Here is an 18,794-nt window from a genome sequence, read left to right as displayed (position 1 = left end):
TTTATCGACGCCGGAATCATAAATTGTTCCGGCGCCGGTTTGTTTGTATGCTATTACTGTGCGTCTGCTGCTTCTTTTAAAACATCTTTTACATCCATGTATGAGCTTGGATTGAAAATCTGTTCAAATGATAAGCTGAGGTTTTCTGAAATTTCTGACCAGTCTTCAATCAGGAAGCTTGCCGGAGTATGTCCGTCACTCTGCTCAAGCATCTCATAGAATGGTGCATATTCTGGTTCATCCATGATACCCTCAGATTCTACAACACTGTTAAGTACCGGAAGTTCCATACCGATTCTTGCTTTGTTGCATTCTTCGCCTGTCCAGTATTTTACGAATTCCCATGCAGCATCTTTGTTCTTGCTGTCTTTTGAAATAGAAAGTCCTGAAGAGCTCAGAATACTTACAGAGGTCTTTCCGTCAAAAGAAGGAATTTTTGCCACACCATAATTCATTCCATCCTCATTAAGAGAAGCAATTGACCATGATCCATATACATACATTGCTGCTGTACCGGCACGGAATTCATCAGTTCCGTTCTTTTCTGTTGCAATTGCATATCCGTCTTTTTCCATATCCTGGAACATTTTAAATACTTCCTGAGATTCTTTTGAATCAATCTGACCTGCCATCTGTCCGTCTTCGTCACAATAAGCAGTTCCATTGCTCCACAGATACATTTCAAAATCATACGGATCTGGTTTCATCTGGAATGCAAAACCTTTCTGACCTGTCTTTTCTTCAATTGTCTTGGCAGCTGCCTGAAGATCTGACCATGTCCAGTCATCTGTAGGTTCTTCTACACCAGCCTGTGCAAAAAGGTCTTTGTTATAGAAAAGTGAATGTGTTGTAAATCCCACTGGAATACCATATGTTGTTCCGTCTAATGAGTTGTAATTCCACAATGTGCTGTAGAAATCATTCTTATAGTCATCGCCTTCTTTGTCGATATACTCATCCAGAGGTTCAAGACCATCTGCATATGCCGGATAGTTCCACATATACATAACATCCGGTGTATCTCCAGATCCCATACCTGCACTGATTTTTGTATCAAAATCACTTCCGTATGCTTCCAGTGTTACTTCAATATCATCATGTTCCTCATTAAATTTATCTACAAGTTTCTGCTGAGCATCTACATCATCAGCTACATCCCATGTTGCAAAACGGATTGCTGTCTTTCCGTCACTTGTCTTTCCGTCATTACTGTCTTTCTTGTTTCCACAAGCAGTCAACATCATTGTTCCTGTAAGTGCAAGTACGCACATTACTGCAATTTTCCTCTTCATAAATCATTTCCTCCTTTGATTCACTTATTTTATTTGGTAAAACCAATATACTATTTTACTGGTTAAATGTAAATACTTTTTACCCTATAAATATTTTTTCTCTATTTTACCTATTATTTACACCATATTTTTATATACTTTTCACAATTTTTATCTTGGTAAAACCGTATCTTATTTTAAATAAAATTATATATTTTTACTTGGTTGATTTTAACTCTTTATTTTCATCAAAAAATCATAATCAAACAATCTGTCATTACTCGATCTGTATATATAAAGAGGCTATAGGACACACTCCGTTCCATAGCCTCTTACTTTTTACCTTATTAAAATTTTTTAACACTGTCACGTATATAAAGTTTAGTCGGGATTGAAACTTTTACACAAATCTCTCTTCCATGCATAATTCGCTCTTCCAGAAGTTTTACTGCATATTCTCCCATGAACTCCATGTACAATCTCACTGTAGTAAGTGGAGGAACCATGTATTTCGCAGTTGGGATATCATTAAAGCCAATAATACTGATATCATCCGGTATTTTAAGCCCAAGTTCATATGCAGCCCGATAACTTCCTGCTGCCATCGAATCATTCGCAACAAACAAAGCAGTCGGCAGATTTCCTTCCTCGTAAAACTCTTTCAGAAGTTTGTATCCATATTTTGCATAATAAGCACCAAACTTTGTATATTCCGGGTGATACAGTCCCCGTTTTTTCAAAGCGTCTTGAAAATGCTGTATTCTCGTATCCAGTACTTCATCCCCCTCCTTATCAACTTCTCGACAGCCGATCATCCCTATTTTCGTATGTCCACACTCTACCAGATAGGAAACAATCTCTTCTACTGCCCGTCTATAGTCTACCACAATTGAATCGAATCTCTTTGGGTTTGGATCTGCATCAATAAATATAACCGGGCATTCCCATATCTCTATTGCTTCTACCATTTTTTTTGTAAATGTACCAGTACAGATTACACCATCTAATCCGTTGATCATCTCCGGCGAATCATCCAGTTTCACAATCACCTTTGTATATCCTTCTTCTTCCAGTTTTTTTTCTATAGCAAGTCTGATACAAAGATAATAAGGATCTTGAAGTTCTTCTTCAGGAGAATAAGAATAAAATACACCTATCTTCAGTTTTCGCCTTCGTTTTTTCTGTGCGCGTACTTCGTATTCTAATTCCTCCGCAATTTCAAAAATTCTTTTTTTTGTTTCTTCCTGCGCATTCAAAGTTTCATCATGATTCAACACTCTGGATACTGTCGCTATTGAAACCCCCGCTTTTGCCGCAATGTCCTTAATCGTCGCCATGTCCTTCCCCATTATTTCTCTTTCTTTTTATTTTCTTTCAATATTGCCTTAATGCATTTTCCCTTGATGACTTTCCTTTGCAATTTATTTAATTCATTATAGCACACATTTCGGAGAAATAAATCACTTTAGTAAAATTTAACTTTTTTACTGTTCTGTTTTCCAACTTTTACTTTACCTAGAACTTTATACGTTGTAAAAAACCGGGCAGTTCACTTTTAAATGTGCTTCTGCCCGGCTTTCTATTCCTTAGAATTCATCTGCTGCCATTTATTTTCTATACGCAGCTTCATTCCATCTTAATTCATTTTTGAAATCTCTGATCTTTGTATCTTTATCAATATAAACAGCTTCAATTCCCATTTCTTCTGCCCAGTCACCCATCTGTTCCGGTGTCAGGTCATAAGAGAATGCTGTATGGTGAGCTCCACCTGCCAGAATCCAAGCTTCTGCGCCTGTTCTGAGGTCTGGCTGTGGTGTCCAGAATGCAGTTGCAACCGGAAGCTTCGGCATCGGTTTCTCTGTCTTCTTGCAGTCTACACTGTTGATGATCAGGCGGAATCTGTCGCCAAGATCAACAAGTGATGTTGCGATAGCCGGTCCTTCTTTGGCTGTAAATACAAGACGTGTAGGATCTTCTCTGTCACCCATGCTAAGTGGCTGGCACTTGATGCTGATCGGTCCGTCTGCGATTGTCGGGCAAACTTCCAGCATATGAGCTTCCAGGATGCCTTCTTTTCCAGGTACAAGGTTGTATGTGTAGTCTTCCATGAAGGAAGTTCCCTTTGCATCTTTCTTGCCCTGTGTCATGATCTTCATTACACGGACCATAGCTGCTGTCTTCCAGTCACCTTCCGCACCGAAACCATATCCTTTTTCCATCAGTCTCTGCATTGCAAGTCCCGGAAGCTGCTGAAGTGATCCAAGATCTCCGAAGTGTGTAACAATTGCCTGATAATTGTTTGCTTCGAGGAATCTTTCAAATCCAAGTTCGATCTGAGCCTGAACTGCTACATGTTTTCTGAATTCAGCTTCATCTCTTCCTTCAAGAAGGATCTGATATTTGTCATAATATTCTTCAACAAGAGCATTTACATCGCCCTGTCCAACCTGAGCTACTGCGTCAGCAACTTCATTTACCGGGTAAGCATCAACTTCCCATCCGAATTTGATCTGAGCCTCTACTTTGTCACCTTCTGTTACGGCAACGTTTCTCATGTTGTCAGCTACACGCATAACACGTACATGGCTGCTTTCGATGACGCCAACTGCTGTACGCATCCAGTCACCGATTCTTTCCTGTATTTCTTTGTCTTCCCAGTAACCCATGATGACTTTACGGTTCTTATGAAGGCGTGTGAAAATGTGTCCGAATTCACGGTCGCCATGAGCTGCCTGGTTCTCATTCATAAAGTCCATATCGATGGTGTCGTATGGGATTTCACGGTTGAACTGTGTATGAAGATGAAGTAATGGTTTTCTCAGTTCCTTTAATCCGAGGATCCATGATTTTGCCGGTGAGAATGTATGGCACCATGTAATAACACCTGCACAGTTTTCATCTGTATTTGCTTCGTTGAAGGTTCTTCTGATTACTTCATTCGTGATCAGGGTTGGTTTCCAGACTACTTCGTATGGAAGAATTCCTGATTCGTTGAGGGCTTTTACGATGATCTGTGAATGTTCTGCTACGTGTGCGAGGCATTCATCTCCGTATAAATCCTGTGATCCTGTGCAAAACCAAAATTTGTAATCTTTCTGTACTAACATGTTTTTATTCTCCTTTTTATTTAATTTCTTTGTTGAATGATTTACTACGCTATGTGGGCGCATCTCGCGAGCACAGCTCGTTCGATGCTCATTGGCATTCGCATGAAAACCGTAAGATAGCTAACTGTCAGCAAGCTGACTGTGTTGTCTGAATGATTTACTCTATCTTCCCAACACAAGTTCGGTCTTACTAAGCTCGCGGTCGCATACGCTCCCGCTCACTAAGTGCGCCGAACAGGCAACGCACTAAATTCATGTGTCGAATGATTTACTACGCTATGTGGGCCATCTCACGAGCACAGCTCGTTCGATGCTCATTGGCATTCGCATGAAAACCGTAAGATAGCTAACTGTCAGCAAGCTGACGCCAGCTATCTCCCGGTTTTCGCCCTCATAGCTTATTGTCCATAGTACGCGTCTTTACCGTGTTTTCTGTAGTAGTGTTTATCCTGTAATTCCTGTGGGGCAGGTTTTACGTCTGGATTGATCATTTCACAGCGGGCTGCCATTTTTGCTACTTCTTCGAGTACGACTGCGTTGTGAACTGCATTGTGAGGATCGGTTCCCCAGGTGAACGGTCCGTGGTTCTTGCAGAGTACTGCAGGCATTGCCATGTATTCTGTGTCTTTGAAATGTTCCACAATGAGAACTCCTGTATTCTTCTCATATGCTTCGTCGATTTCTTCTTTTGTCAGATTGCGGACACATGGGATCTCACCGTACATATAGTCGGCATGTGTGGTTCCGTAGCAAGGAATTCCTCTTCCTGCCTGTGCCCAGCTGGTTGCCCATGGGGAATGTGTATGGACGATACCCCCCATCTCCGGGAACGCTTTATAGAGTTCCAGATGTGTTGCCGTATCAGAAGACGGATTTAAGTTGCCTTCCACGCGGTTTCCTTCCAGGTCTACAACAACCATGTCATCTGCTGTCATTTTGTCATAATCCACACCGCTCGGTTTGATCACAACAAGCCCGCTTTCACGGTCGATTCCGCTGACATTGCCCCAGGTAAATGTGACAAGTCCATACTTAGGCAGAAGCATATTGGCTTCATAAACCTCTTTTTTCAGTTCTTCTAACATTACTTTAGCCTCCTGTGTTTATGTAAAATATTTCGGGTTCTATTTCATAGTCTCTGTTGCAGCTTTCATGATCGGAAGCGTCTTCTTGAAGCGTTCGATAAATGCATTGTATCCTTCTACATCCTTCGGATCCGGATTCATCTTTGTACCCTTCTGTCCTGCAAATACTTTTGCATCCAGATAATCATCCAGAGCCTCGCCTTCTGCCTTGTTGTTCATGTAAGATGCAAGAAGTGCGATTCCCCATGCTCCGCCTTCTCCGGCTGTCTCCATAACAGATACCGGTGTGTCAAGTGCTGCTGCCAGGATGCTCTGTCCAACGCCTTTTGTCTTAAAGAGTCCGCCGTGTCCGAGGATCTCATCAACAGCTACTTTCTCTTCTTTCAGAAGAATGTCCATTCCGACTTTCAGGACTTCCAGAGATGCATATAAGTTTGCTCTCATGAAGTTTGCAAGATTGAATTTGCTGTCCGGCATACGAACAAATAACGGACGTCCTTCGTCAAATCCAACAACCGGTTCTCCTGCGAAGAAGTTATAAGACATCAGACCGCCACAGTCTGCGTCACCTTCCAGAGCTTTGTTGTAAAGAGTTCCGAACAGATCGTTCATATCGACTTTCATACCGAATGCTTCTGCAAATTCTTTGAAAATATTTACCCATGCATTCAGATCTGAAGTACAGTTGTTGCAGTGAACCATTGCCACGGCATCTCCTGCAGGTGTTGTTACCATATCGATCTCTTCATGTACTTTCACAAGTGCTTTTTCAAGAACAACCATTGCAAATACGCTGGTTCCTGCTGATACATTACCGGTGCGGACTCTGACGCTGTTCGTAGCTGCCATACCGGTTCCTGCATCACCTTCCGGAGGGCATACCGGAATGCCTGCCTGAAGCTTTCCTGTTGGGTCCAGAAGCTTTGCACCTTCTTCGGTAAGTGTTCCTGCCTTTTCACCTGCAACCAGGACTTTCGGAAGGATATCTTCTACTTTCCAAGGATATCCCTTCGGTGCAACCAGTTCATCGAACTTGGCAAGCATCTCTTTATTCCAGTTACGTGTTGTGCTGTCGATCGGGAACATTCCGGATGCGTCACCAACCCCAAGGACTTTCTCCCCTGTCAGTTTCCAGTGTACATAACCTGCAAGCGTTGTAATAAAATCAATATCCTTTACATGCTCTTCTTTGTTCAGGATTGCCTGATACAGATGTGCTCCGCTCCATCTCTGTGGCATATTGAACTGGAATAATTCTGTCAGTTCTTTTGCTGCCTGCTCTGTCATTGTATTTCTCCATGTACGGAACGGTACAAGCTGTTCTCCTGCTTTGTCAAATACCATATATCCATGCATCATGGCACTGAATCCAAGTGCTCCGACAGTAGTAAGCTCAACGCCATACTGCTTCTTCACATCTTCGGCAAGATCTTTGTAGCAGTCCTGAAGACCTGTCCAGATATCCTCTAACGTGTAAGTCCAGACACCGTTGTCAAGACGGTTCTCCCATTCATGGCTTCCCGAAGCAATCGGTGCATTATCTTCTCCTACCAGAACTGCTTTGATTCGTGTGGAACCAAACTCGATTCCAAGGGAAGTCTTTCCTGCTTCGATCATACTCTTTACATCACTCATTTTTTCTTTACCTTTCCTTTCATAAAATATATTTGATTTGATAAATATTTTTATTTGATAATTTTTACAGAACTCCGGTTGATAATCTCCGGTTTCAGTTCCACACTGTCCGGCACTTCTTTCTCCTGCATAAGATCAAGGATCTCTTCTGCTGCCTTCTTCGCAAGCTCCCGGATCGGATTTTTCACAGAAGCAAGCGGTACTTCGCAATAATTTGCCAGATCAGAATCATCGATTCCAATGATCGACATCTTGTCCGGCACTTTGATCTTCTGTTCCAGACATGTCGCTGCAAGACTGCTCGCGACCTCATCGTTGTAGCATACACATGCCGTACATCCCTGGATCCTTCTTAAGATCCAGCTGCTTTCCTCACGCATATTGCGATTGCGCACATCTTCGGTATCAATCCAGACAACCCGTTCATCTTTGATCCTGATATCTGCTTCCATCAAAGCTTCGATATAACCGGCATACCTTCTGTGTCCCTGCCCGTCATCTGCCTTGAAAATCGCTGCGATCTCACGGTGTCCGCACTGGATCAGATATTCCGTCGCCATCTTTCCTGCCATCTTGTCATCAAGACTTACATGCGGCGCTTTCAGTTCCGGATAATAGCTGTTGATAAAGATTACCGGGATTCCCTGCTCCATGATATGCCTGTACAGATCAAGATTTGGATTAGGAAGACCACTCTTTGTCGGTTCCGCTATAATTCCATCCACTCTTTTCTTATCCAGAATGCTTTTCAATATAAAACGTTCTTTTTCTACAGAATTGTTGGTGATGGAAATCTGGATTCCATATCCGGCGCTTGACATCTTGTTCTCGATTTCCTGAATAATACCAGAAAAAATGTATTCCTGAACAAAAGTTGTCATCACTGCGATCTGCATCGTCTTTTTTCGTCTCACCCCGATGATGCCACTTTCCTTTATATAAGTCCCACTTCCACGGCGTTTCTCGATCATACCTTCTTTTTCCAGAACAGCGATCGCATGTCGGACGGTCTGACGACTTACCCCAAAACGGTCACAAAGCTGGTATTCCGACTCTATCCGCTCTCCCGGCTGCAGTTCTTCCGCTTCAATCTGTTCTCGGATCCATCTTACAATTCCTTCATACTTTGCTGATGTTTCTTTCACTTTTTTCTTCATCCCCCCTGATTTACGTACAAATCCCCTGCTCTCGTTATCTCTAATATACCTTAAAAAACACCTGATTTTCAACCCGTAATATGTTACAAATTATCGTACAACTTTTGTATGTTTTTGCTAAGTTGTATTTATCATATGCGTACAACTTGAATACATATTTGCATTTTATTGCCGTTCCAACTTGTATTCTTCTTTTTGTACCTTTTGTACACTTCTTATAAAACATTAAGTAATATGGAATTGTTTTTTGACACCACCAAAACAAGTATAACAAGCTTTTTCCGGTTCCTGCACTCCTGTAACACCTTCCCTTCACCAGATACAGAACCTTGTGCAGCCACAAATCTGCACTTGGCTCACCGTATACACAAAAAGAGCAGATAAAAGCTTTTTCATTGCCTTTATCCGCTCTTTTTGTTTTTCATCCACTCTACTGATTATCTTCGATCGCCATAATCATATCTACACGATCCTGGTGACGTCCCCCAAGGAACTCTGCACCAAGAAATGTATCAAGGATCATCTTTGCCATCTCGATTCCAATTACTCTTGCACCAAACGCAATCACATTTGCATTGTTATGTTCTCTTGCCATCTTTGCCGTATATGGTTCAGAACATACCGCTGCGCGAACACCGTGAACCTTATTGGCTGCCATTGAAATTCCAAGACCGGTACCACAGATTGCAACTCCGAGATCCACTTCTCCGTCTGCAACTGCTTTTCCAATCTTTTCTCCATATTTCGGATAAGGACAGCTCTCATAAGAATCTGTTCCGTAATTGACAACTTCGTATCCTTTTTCCACAAGATACTCTACCACCTGCTTTTTCATATCCACTGCAGAATGGTCATTCGCAATCCCAATTTTCATATCTTATCTTTCTCCTTCCACTTTATACTCAATACTTACAAAAAGAACACCGGATGTACGATATGAACATCCGGTGTTTAAATCCTACTTTTTTATTATAGGCAATTAAAAAGTTTCCGTCAATACCCGTCGTTTTCTCTTTTCGCCTGTAATGTTTAAAGTACTGTTCTTTCTTTAGTTTTTCTTCTTCAGGCTTGCAAATACAGACTGCAGAACGATGAAGAAGCAGAGGAGTGCGGAAAGTACGATTCGTACCCACCAGCTTGAAAGTGTTCCCTGTGTTGTGATCAGGCTGGAAATCGTTCCTTTGATCAATACACCGAACAGGGTTCCGAATGGAGTTCCGACACCACCACTAAGCAGTGTACCACCGATAACGGCGGATGAAATCGCATCCATCTCAAGACCTTTTGCCTGCTCTACGAATCCGGCACAGCTGTTCATACAGAAGAGGAATCCACCAAGTCCTGCAAGGAAGCCGTCCAGAAGGTATGCACACATTTTTGTTTTCTTAACATTCAGTCCCATCATAAGTGCACTCTGTTCATTTCCACCGATCGCATATACAGAACGTCCGAATTTTGTATACTTCATAATGATCATGATCACGATCAGAACGATGATTGCGATGATAACCGTCGGGTAAATATATGCCGGGAGGAATTTTCCTCTCTTACTGTAAGAACCAAACGGCATGTAAATTTTGTATTTAGCCCATGCCATGAAAGTTGCATTTTTGATAGAAATCATATCTGTACTGATGATCGATGTCATACCACGTCCAAAGAACATACCTGCCAGTGTTACGATGAATGGCTGGATCTCCAGATAAGATACCAGGAATCCCTGAATCAGACCAAAGAGAAGTCCGATCACCAGCGCCATAAGAAGTGCTGTATAAGCGCTTGCGCCGTGATTTTCCATCTGGTTTGCAGCAACCATACATACAAGTGCTGTAACGGAACCAACTGAGATATCGATTCCGGCTGTGATCATAACAATTGTTTCACCCATTGCAATGACCAGAAGACCTGCATTGGAAATGAACAGGTTCAGGAACATCTGCGGTTTCGCAAAACCTTTATCGTTGAACACGATCATACCTGCTGCATACATTACAACAAACAGTAAAATTGTGATCATAAGGAGGAATGTCGTTCCGTTAATTTTCTTTTTTGTTCCGGATACTTTTGCTTTCATTAGTTAGCTCCTCCTTTCACTGCAGCCTTTGATGTTCTTTTTTCTTTCTGTACTGCAATAAATTTCTTGAATACCGGGCTCTGAAGGACAACGATGACTACAACAACGATTGCCTTGTAGACTGGAAGCTGATCGGCTGATACATTCAGTCCGTAAAGAACTGTTGTAAGTGCCTGGATTGTATAAGCTCCGATTACAGATCCCATCAGGCTGAACTTACCACCACCAAGGGCGTTTCCACCGAGGGCAACTGCAAGGATGGCATCCATTTCAAGGTTCAGACCAATGTTGTTGGCGTCTGCAGAATAGATACGGCTGGAAGCCACAAATCCTGCAACACCTGCAAGTACACCACAGATCAGGTAAGTAAGGAATTTGATCATGGTTGAGTTCAGTCCGACCAGTCTGGATGCGGTTCCGTTAATACCAACACTCTCGATGTAAAGTCCAAGAGCTGTCTTTTTCAAAATTGCATATGCAATGATAACTACGATAATCGCAATTACAACCGGCATCGGAATCGGGAATTTTCCGGCATAGCTTCCGAATACCTGATAAGATTTTACACGGATATATGTAATCTGTCCGTCTGTGATCAGCTGTGCAATACCACGTCCTGCTGTGTAAAGGATCAATGTTGCGACCATCGGCTGAATGTTCAGCTTCGCAACCAGCAATCCGTTAAATGCACCGCAGATTCCTGAAGCAACCAGTGCTGCAAGAAATGCAACGATGATCGGTGCTGACAGAGAGTTTACAGATACTTCTCCACCGGAAAGAATCTGGCAGCATACAGCTGCGGCAACTGCCATAACAGCTCCGACACTGATATCCTGTCCACCGGAAGCTGCTGTAACAAGCGTCATACCAACAGCCAGGATAACCAGCTCGGACGCACGGTTGATAACATCGACCGGATATCCGTATGGAACTCCATTTTTAAGAGATATACTTAAGAATCCCGGAATTGTAATTGTTGCTACGATAATGATTGCAAGCAGACATACCAGTGGCATGAAAAGTCTCATAGAGGTAAGCTTTTTCCATCCTGATTTATTTGTGCTCATTACTCTTCACCTCCTGCGATTGCTTTCATGATGCCTTCCTGTGATAATTCATCACCGGAAATTTCTCCAACCTTCCTGCCGTCTCGCATGACTGCCATACGTGAGCAGGTACGGAGCATTTCTTCTACTTCAGAAGAAATAAATGCAACTGACATTCCCTGATCTGCAAGATCAAGTACCAGCTTCTGGATCTCTGTCTTGGTTCCGATATCAATACCTCTTGTAGGTTCGTCCAGGATCAGGAAATCCGGATTGGTAAGAAGCCATCTACCGATGATAACCTTCTGCTGGTTACCACCTGACAGACTCTTGATCGGAGTCTCACGGCTTGCTGTCTTAATCTGAAGCATCTTGATGTATTTATCTGCTGCTTCATCCATCTCTTTTCTGCTCATTGGATGGAACATACCTTTTTTCGCCTGAAGAGCGATAATGATGTTTTCACGCACAGACAGGTCTGCAATGATACCATCTTTCTTTCTGTCCTCCGGAAGATATGCCATACCAAGCTTCATTGCATCGATTGGAGCATGGATCTTTACTTCTTTTCCATTTACTTTCAATTTACCGGAATCTGCTTTGTCTGCTCCGTAAATTGCACGGACAAGTTCAGAACGTCCGGATCCAAGAAGTCCTGTAAATCCGACAACCTCACCTTTATTGATCGTCATATCGAACGGTTTGATCGTTCCTTTATGACCAAGTTCCTCAGCTTCGATAACCGGGATAAACTCTTTGAGTTCTGCATGATCACCTTTGATATCTGCAAGATCGTCAAAGTCTTTACCCATCATCTTGGCTACGAGCATAACTCTTGGCAGATCTTTGACTTCATATTCTCCAACCAGTTCACCATTTCGCAAAACAGTGATCCTGTCGCAGACTTCATATACCTGCTCCAGGAAGTGGGTTACGAAAATAATACCTACGCCTTCTCCTTTCAGTCTGTTCATCAGTTTGAACAGCTTTGCAACCTCATCATCATCCAGAGATGAAGTTGGTTCATCAAGGATCAGAACCTTACATTTCATATCAACTGCACGTGCGATTGCGATCATCTGCTGTCTTGCCAGAGAAACCTCTTCCAGCTTCTGTGTTGCTGAAGCATCGATTTCAAAACTTTCAAGCAATTCTGTTGCACGCTTGTTCATTGTACGCCAGTCAATAAATCCTGCTTTTCTTGGTTCGCGTCCAATAAACAGATTTTCTGCCACCGTCAGGTTCGGACAAAGGTTAACTTCCTGATATACAGTACTGATACCATTATTCTGTGCGTCCTGTGGTGATCTATTGATAATCGGACCGTCTTTTCCATCCAGACGGATCTCGCCATTTTCAAATTCATGTACACCGGTAAGAACTTTGATCAGTGTAGATTTTCCTGCACCGTTCTCACCCATCAGAGCGTGAATCTCGCCCTTGCGAAGTGTAAAATCAACATGCTGCAATGCTTTTACACCGGGAAATGTCTTGGAAATATCCCGCATTGTAAGTACAACATTACCCTCCATACTCTTCCACCTGCTTTCCTTTTTTCAATAAAGAGGGCGTAGTATAAATACCCGGCACATTCCGATTATTATCTACCACGCCTCTCTATTAGTTCACCCTTATGTGTCTGTCAGATGATGTATCCGACTCTCCTAGTGCATCTTAGTATGCACGTCCGTCAAGAATATCCTGTGTAAGTGGTGTTACGTCAAAATCTTTTTCTTCGTCTAAGCTGTTTGTAGCTTTTACAGATTTAACTGTATCATCTTTAGCAAAGATTTCTTCATCTACATAGTTCAGTTTTTCAACGTCTTCGCCAGCTTCAAGTTTTTTGATAAGTTCTTCAGCACGTGGTCCGTGAAGTGGGTTACACTCAACGTCACATTCGATCTTTCCGTCAAGAACATCCTGAAGTCCTGCATGTGTTGTATCGAAAGAAATTACCATGATTTCGCCGTTAGCGATATCAGATCCAACTGTCTTACCAGCTGCTTCAATTGCGTCGATTGCTCCGAATGCTTCGTTATCATTCTCGCAGTATACTACGTTGATGTTGTCATACTGTTTCAGCATAGACTCCATAACTTCCTGACCTTTAGCCTGTGTAAATTCACCTGTCTGCTGAGCTACAAGATCCCATCCGTATTTTTCAACGCCTTCTTCAAGACCTTTTGTACGTCCGATCTGAGCTGTAGAGCCGATTGTTCCCTGGATATCAGCGATATGGATATCAGATGCTGCGATTCCTTTTGCTTCTGCAAATCCGTTCAGCCATTCAGCTGCTTTACGGCCTTCGCAAAGAGCATCGGTTCCGATCCATGTTGTGTAAAGGCTGTCATCAGATACATCAACCATACGGTCAACGATGATTACCGGGATGTCTGCATCTTTTGCTTCCTGAAGAACTGTATCCCATCCTGTCTCTGTAACAGGTGCAAGAAGGATGTAATCAACCTCCTGCTGGATGAAGTTACGGATTGCTGTGATCTGGTTCTCCTGTTTCTGCTGAGCATCATCAAAGATCAGGTCATATCCGTTTTCTTTGCTGAATGTGTCTTTCATTGACTGAGAGTTTGCTGTACGCCAGTCAGATTCTGCACCTACCTGTGAAAAACCTACTGTGATCACATCATCGGATGAGCTTGATGAATCACTGCTCTTGTCGCTGCTGTCAGATCCTTTACTTCCACCGCATCCAACTGCTAAAGCTGCTGTCATCGCTGCACATAACAATACTGCTAACACTTTTCTTTTTTTCATTTTACATGTTCCTCCTTTATTGGGTTTCCTCAACCTCTTGATGTACTTATAATAATAAAAAATATATAATTTTTAAACGGACATTTTTCCTTTATTTGTTAAAAATCTTCCACTTTTCAGCAAAAAAGTAGGATTTTTTATGATGGAGGTTGAATATTTTTCGCTGCTATAATGATCGTTGCATTCGTACCTTCATTTTCCTTACTTTCAAAGAACACTCCGTATTCATCCCCGTAATAATACTTGATTCTCTGATTGACATTTGACACACCAAAGCCCTTTTCCTCATTTCCTGTATCTGTTCCTGCCATCTTTTTCCGGAGATTGTTCAGCTCCTCTTCCGTCATTCCTTTTCCATTATCAACAACCTGGAAAATGATCTTATCCCCCTGTTTTTCCCCGGTGATCAGGATTTTCCCTTTTCCACGCTTATTCTTAATTCCATGATAAAGTGCATTTTCAACCAGGGGCTGAAGTGTCAGTTTCGGTATGATATAACCATAGATCTCCTCATTCATCCGGATCTCATAATCCAGAATATCCTGATACCGGAACTGCTGGATCTCCAGATAACTCTCGATATGGGTTCTCTCTTCCTTCACAGTAATGTAATCATGTCCTTTGCTCAAAGTTGTGCGGAAGAAATCGGAAAGGGAAGTTACCATTTTTACGACCTCTGCGCTTTTGTTTTCTTCAGCAAGCCATACAATTGCATCAAGCGTGTTATAAAGAAAATGTGGATTGATCTGCTCCTGCAGAAGCCGATTCTCAATGATTCTGAGATTCTCCTGTTTCTTCCGGATATCATCTACCAGAATTCCGATCTCTTCCGTCATATCATTAAAGCTTCGTGTGAGTACTGCAATCTCATCACCTGCTTCAACATGTGTTTTTACAGAGAAATCTCCACCGGCGACCTTTTCAGTCAGATTACACAAATCATGGATCGGTCTGGTCACACTTCTGGAAGCCCGTCCGCTTAACAACAGAGAAATGCTCATTGCAACGATCGCCACCCCGATCGCCAGCATCGTTGAATTACGGTTATTCCGGTTCAGCTCTGTCTGTACAGTCACAAAATTGGAAGTTTCCAGATAGACATAGTCCTGGATTCCGGTCTGTACCAGTGTCGTCAGATCTTTGACATTACTGTTAAAATATTCCATTCTCTCATCATAAGGAGTCCGTTCTTTAATCTGTTTATCCAGATCCTGTACGCAAAAACGGAGTGAAGACAGTGAATTTTTAATACGTCCCGCCTGTGACTGGTTGAGCGGAACCGTCGCATTTTGCGTCATCTTATCACACGCCTCTTCCATCTCCGTAATATAGTCGTATGGATTCACCGTCACTACTCCGTTTACCGTCGTAACTCCATCTCCGACCTCCTTAAGCTGCATATTACTTACCACAGCAAGATACACGCTGTAATCCAGCCGGCTTTTAAAGTCTTTCACATAACGGTTGGCATAGGCAACACTTTTTGTAATCTCAGAATAGGCTGATGCCGCATTATTTAAAGACACGATCAGATAGGCGGCCAGAATTACCATCGGCAGAAATGCTGACAGCGAAATGGAAAGCAGTTTCTTATTGATCGACCAGTTCTTATATTTCACCTTCATATTCTATCCCCTTCCTCTTGAACGGAATTCCTTCGGCGAACATCCCTGTGTCTTTTTGAATATGTAGCTGAAATAATGGGAATCCTTGTATCCCACCTCATATCCGATGTCCGATGTCCTCTTATCCGAACACATCAGAAGCTCTTTTGCTTTTTCCATACGGACGCCCGTCAGATATTCTACAAAGGTTGAGCCAACCTCCTGACTAAACAAAGAGCTGAAATAGCTCGGACTGATGTTGACACTCGCAGCCACCAGGTTCAGTGAAATATTCTCTGACATATAATTCTGTCCGATATAATCTCTCGCTTTTTCGATAATTTCTGAATAGCGTCTGCCCGATGCCTGCTCTCTTAACCGGATCATTCGTCTGACTATATTTTCCAGATACTTTCTCGTTGCCCCCAGTTCCTGCACATACTGCGATACCTCCCGTACATCGCCAAGCTCCCTTTCAATATCTTCTTTTTCAATGTTCAGACTGTCTCCCAGACTTTGGACGCTGATAAAGGTATCCATTACAATATACTATCTCAGCATCATCGACTGCAGGTTCTGTTCACCAACTGCATCAAAATATGCATCCATAAAACTATTTACTTCATTTTCTGTTCCTGTCTTCAGGAAACGCTCCAGCATTTTCCGGTTCTCCGCCATGGTTCCGAGTCTGTGCATCTCAACGTCATTCTGAACCCCCACCTGATGAACCTCTGAATAACTCACAAACTGGCTCAAGCTTCTTGAAAAACGCTCTGCAAAGGCTCTGTTTGCATCATTGTAGGATTTTTTAATCTCACTGAACCGCCCCACCTGACTTCCAATTCCTCCAAAATATCCCAGATTTTTATATTTTTCCAGAACTTTTTCAAGATCTCCCCTAAACGTCTGAGCTCTTGCAGTCAGTTCTTCCCCAACAGCTCCCTGTGCAATAAATCCCCATCCTTCTACACCTCTCCGGAACCACAGGAGCTTTTCTGTCTGCTCACTCAGATTTTCTATATCTTCAGTTGCACTTACAATATCCTCGTTATAATCCATCGGATGATCGATCATAATGATCTTAAAGAGAATCACACAATATCCCTCTGCACTTATTTCAATTCCCAGCTGCTTTCCCTGCTCCAGGCATTCTCCAAATGGCATACTTCCTGCAAACACCTGATTGAAAAACTGAAACTTTTCTCTTTCTTTGTTTTCCTGCATTTCACGGGCATATTGATTCATCTGCTCTTTTTCACTTTGCTCTTTCCGAATTTCTTCTGCTACTTTGTTAACTGCCTCCAACAATTTTTCTGAAGAAATTGGCTTGAGAAGGTAATCGGTTACACCGATCTTGATTGCCATCTTTGCATAATCAAACTCATTGTATCCACTCAGAATCATAATTTTCGTAGCCGGAAGTGCTTTTTTTACCTGCTCACTGAGTTCCAGTCCATCCATAAAAGGCATCTTAATATCCGTGATCAGGATGTCTGGTTTCTTTTCAAGAATCATCGGTAACGCAAGTTCTCCATCACTTGCCTCTCCGACAAAGTCATATCCATGCATTTCCCAGTCAATACTGTTCTTAATCCCGTTTCTGATAATAATTTCATCCTCAACCAAAAATACTTTTATCATTTCTCTTTCCTGCCTTTAATATGTTCTGTTGTCTATAATTTCATCCAAATCCATAGTTGTATCGAAATATGTTTCTTCCACGTACTGTTCCTTATCAATGGAAATATCGGATTCCAGTCTCTGGATCAGTTCTGCCGCTTTCGGTCCCTGGTTTGGATTGCATTCAAAGGTTACATTCAATTTACCTTCTTTTACAGCTTCGATCCCTGCTTTGCTTCCCCCAAATGAAATCACAATAATATCTCCATCCTCTCCGCAGGTCTTTCCGGATTCCTCGATCGCATCGATGGCTCCCAGTGCCATCTCGTCACTCTCTGCAAACACTACCCGTAAATCCGGTTCCTGCTCAAGAAACAGTTTCATGACTTTCTGTGCCTCTTCTCTGGAATTGTCACCGGTCTGCTGTGCCACCATCTCCCAGTCCGAATACTTCTCCAGCATAGTCTGATATCCCTGTGCTCTCGTCAGCTGCTCTTCCGAGCCGATGGATTCCTGAATCGCGGCAATCTTGATGGTAATGTCTTCTTCTGTCTGCTCCTCCTCTGTCGAATCCGTCTGGTCTTTCGCTGACGAACTACCTTTTATAATCTTATTCAGAATAGATGTACTGCTGTCTGATGACTCAGTCCTGGTGTTGCCCGATATATTTGAACTGCTATCGGTTGTTTTAGAACCATCCACTGATGTTTTGCTATCTGTCGCTTTGGAACTATCTGACGCCTTACTATCCATTTTCTGAGAATCCTCCGCCGAATCCTCTACCGCTTCACTTTCCGTCTGTTCTGCTTCTCTCTGTGCATCAGCAGCCGCCTTTTCTTCCTCTGCCTTTTTCTCGTCCTCTTCTTTCAGATATTCATCCAGCCATTTTCCTGCCTTTTTCATCTGTTTACCGTAATCACTTCCAAGCATGCACGAATAAAGGCTGCTGTCATCCGTATCAATACCATTATTTACAAGGATTACAGGAATATGTGCCTTTTTCGCATCTTCCAACACATCATCCCAGCCAATTTCTGAAATCGGATTCAGAATGATATAGTCCACGCCCTGTTTTATAAATCCTTCCACATCTTCAATCTGTTTTTCCTGATCGCTACCTGCATCTGCATACACCGCTTCATAGCCGTTTGATTTGACAAATGTATCCATAAAAGACGCTGTATTTGCATCCTTCCATGAGCTTTCTTCTCCACTCTGTGAAATTCCCACTGTGATCAGATAATCAAACTCGCTTTGCAGATTATCCCCATTTCTGGTCTCTCCTGTAAACAAAGAAAGTGCAAATGTACCCGCCGATACAATCAATATCAATACTGCCGCAACCTTTAAAATAAATCGTCCTACACGTCCCATGTCGTTCCTCCTTCACGTCTGCTAAAGGACATTCTTTTCAGATGTTTTC

General features: G+C 42.5%; 15 protein-coding genes. All 15 read right to left on the bottom strand.

All coding sequences use genetic code 11. From position 1 onward, the window contains the following. Positions 1-53: 53 nt before the first annotated feature. Positions 54-1,292 carry an ABC transporter substrate-binding protein gene (locus tag G4407_RS00410; protein ID WP_173687320.1) on the bottom strand — a complete coding sequence of 413 codons (1,239 nt, stop codon included), beginning with the start codon at positions 1,290-1,292 and terminating at the stop codon, positions 54-56. Positions 1,293-1,618: 326 nt separating this feature from the next. Then, entirely contained in the window at positions 1,619-2,608 is a 990-nt protein-coding gene (locus G4407_RS00405) for a LacI family DNA-binding transcriptional regulator (protein WP_173687319.1), read from the bottom strand. Between the two features lie 270 nt (positions 2,609-2,878). Continuing rightward, the gene (gene araA / locus G4407_RS00400) at positions 2,879-4,378 is read right to left on the bottom strand and encodes an L-arabinose isomerase (protein ID WP_173687318.1); all 1,500 of its coding nucleotides are present in this window, start codon (positions 4,376-4,378) and stop codon (positions 2,879-2,881) included. A 398-nt stretch (positions 4,379-4,776) separates the two neighbouring features. After that, a complete protein-coding gene (araD, locus tag G4407_RS00395) occupies positions 4,777-5,463 on the bottom strand; it encodes an L-ribulose-5-phosphate 4-epimerase (RefSeq protein ID WP_173687317.1) in 687 nt (228 codons plus the stop codon). A 39-nt stretch (positions 5,464-5,502) separates the two neighbouring features. Next, positions 5,503-7,098, bottom strand: a complete 1,596-nt coding sequence (locus G4407_RS00390; RefSeq protein ID WP_173687316.1) for a xylulokinase — start codon at positions 7,096-7,098, stop codon at positions 5,503-5,505. A gap of 50 nt (positions 7,099-7,148) precedes the next feature. Beyond that, the gene (locus tag G4407_RS00385) at positions 7,149-8,255 is read right to left on the bottom strand and encodes a GntR family transcriptional regulator (protein WP_179963079.1); all 1,107 of its coding nucleotides are present in this window, start codon (positions 8,253-8,255) and stop codon (positions 7,149-7,151) included. A gap of 430 nt (positions 8,256-8,685) precedes the next feature. Beyond that, the gene (gene rpiB / locus G4407_RS00380; RefSeq protein WP_173687315.1) at positions 8,686-9,129 is read right to left on the bottom strand and encodes a ribose 5-phosphate isomerase B; all 444 of its coding nucleotides are present in this window, start codon (positions 9,127-9,129) and stop codon (positions 8,686-8,688) included. Positions 9,130-9,303: 174 nt separating this feature from the next. Further along, entirely contained in the window at positions 9,304-10,329 is a 1,026-nt protein-coding gene (locus G4407_RS00375) for an ABC transporter permease subunit (protein ID WP_173687314.1), read from the bottom strand. Continuing rightward, positions 10,329-11,396 (bottom strand): ABC transporter permease, encoded by a 1,068-nt coding sequence (locus G4407_RS00370; RefSeq protein WP_173687313.1) that lies wholly within the window; start codon positions 11,394-11,396, stop codon positions 10,329-10,331. The genes G4407_RS00375 and G4407_RS00370 overlap by 1 nt, the downstream gene beginning before the upstream one ends. Continuing rightward, positions 11,396-12,907 carry a sugar ABC transporter ATP-binding protein gene (locus G4407_RS00365; RefSeq protein ID WP_173687312.1) on the bottom strand — a complete coding sequence of 504 codons (1,512 nt, stop codon included), beginning with the start codon at positions 12,905-12,907 and terminating at the stop codon, positions 11,396-11,398. The genes G4407_RS00370 and G4407_RS00365 overlap by 1 nt, the downstream gene beginning before the upstream one ends. Before the next feature lie 142 nt (positions 12,908-13,049). After that, positions 13,050-14,147: an ABC transporter substrate-binding protein gene (locus G4407_RS00360; protein WP_173687311.1), complete on the bottom strand. Its 1,098-nt coding sequence runs from the start codon at positions 14,145-14,147 to the stop codon at positions 13,050-13,052. A 137-nt stretch (positions 14,148-14,284) separates the two neighbouring features. Beyond that, positions 14,285-15,772: a sensor histidine kinase gene (locus tag G4407_RS00355; RefSeq protein ID WP_243868731.1), complete on the bottom strand. Its 1,488-nt coding sequence runs from the start codon at positions 15,770-15,772 to the stop codon at positions 14,285-14,287. A gap of 3 nt (positions 15,773-15,775) precedes the next feature. Then, the gene (locus G4407_RS16455) at positions 15,776-16,291 is read right to left on the bottom strand and encodes a helix-turn-helix domain-containing protein (protein WP_243868730.1); all 516 of its coding nucleotides are present in this window, start codon (positions 16,289-16,291) and stop codon (positions 15,776-15,778) included. A gap of 9 nt (positions 16,292-16,300) precedes the next feature. Continuing rightward, on the bottom strand, positions 16,301-17,392 hold the full coding sequence (locus G4407_RS00350; RefSeq protein ID WP_243868729.1) for a response regulator: 1,092 nt from the start codon (positions 17,390-17,392) through the stop codon (positions 16,301-16,303). Positions 17,393-17,407: 15 nt separating this feature from the next. Beyond that, entirely contained in the window at positions 17,408-18,745 is a 1,338-nt protein-coding gene (locus G4407_RS00345; protein WP_173687310.1) for a substrate-binding domain-containing protein, read from the bottom strand. Positions 18,746-18,794 lie beyond the last annotated feature (49 nt).

It is taken from the genome of Allocoprococcus comes, from assembly GCF_013300725.1.
In the GTDB taxonomy this organism is placed as follows: domain Bacteria; phylum Bacillota; class Clostridia; order Lachnospirales; family Lachnospiraceae; genus Allocoprococcus; species Allocoprococcus comes_A.
Note: the sequence above shows the minus strand (reverse complement) of the source record. Positions and strands in the feature narration are given on the sequence as shown.

Bases quoted from the DNA above. Each gene is read 5' to 3' on its own strand.
- G4407_RS00360 (WP_173687311.1), bottom strand. From the start codon at position 14,147: ATGAAAAAAAGAAAAGTGTTAGCAGTATTGTTATGTGCAGCGATGACA.
- araD (WP_173687317.1), bottom strand. From the start codon at position 5,463: ATGTTAGAAGAACTGAAAAAAGAGGTTTATGAAGCCAATATGCTTCTG.
- rpiB (WP_173687315.1), bottom strand. From the start codon at position 9,129: ATGAAAATTGGGATTGCGAATGACCATTCTGCAGTGGATATGAAAAAG.
- G4407_RS00405 (WP_173687319.1), bottom strand. From the start codon at position 2,608: ATGGCGACGATTAAGGACATTGCGGCAAAAGCGGGGGTTTCAATAGCG.
- araA (WP_173687318.1), bottom strand. From the start codon at position 4,378: ATGTTAGTACAGAAAGATTACAAATTTTGGTTTTGCACAGGATCACAG.
- G4407_RS00390 (WP_173687316.1), bottom strand. From the start codon at position 7,098: ATGAGTGATGTAAAGAGTATGATCGAAGCAGGAAAGACTTCCCTTGGA.
- G4407_RS00410 (WP_173687320.1), bottom strand. From the start codon at position 1,292: ATGAAGAGGAAAATTGCAGTAATGTGCGTACTTGCACTTACAGGAACA.
- G4407_RS00355 (WP_243868731.1), bottom strand. From the start codon at position 15,772: ATGAAGGTGAAATATAAGAACTGGTCGATCAATAAGAAACTGCTTTCC.
- G4407_RS16455 (WP_243868730.1), bottom strand. From the start codon at position 16,291: ATGGATACCTTTATCAGCGTCCAAAGTCTGGGAGACAGTCTGAACATT.
- G4407_RS00350 (WP_243868729.1), bottom strand. From the start codon at position 17,392: ATGATAAAAGTATTTTTGGTTGAGGATGAAATTATTATCAGAAACGGG.
- G4407_RS00375 (WP_173687314.1), bottom strand. From the start codon at position 10,329: ATGAAAGCAAAAGTATCCGGAACAAAAAAGAAAATTAACGGAACGACA.
- G4407_RS00365 (WP_173687312.1), bottom strand. From the start codon at position 12,907: ATGGAGGGTAATGTTGTACTTACAATGCGGGATATTTCCAAGACATTT.
- G4407_RS00385 (WP_179963079.1), bottom strand. From the start codon at position 8,255: ATGAAGAAAAAAGTGAAAGAAACATCAGCAAAGTATGAAGGAATTGTA.
- G4407_RS00345 (WP_173687310.1), bottom strand. From the start codon at position 18,745: ATGGGACGTGTAGGACGATTTATTTTAAAGGTTGCGGCAGTATTGATA.
- G4407_RS00370 (WP_173687313.1), bottom strand. From the start codon at position 11,396: ATGAGCACAAATAAATCAGGATGGAAAAAGCTTACCTCTATGAGACTT.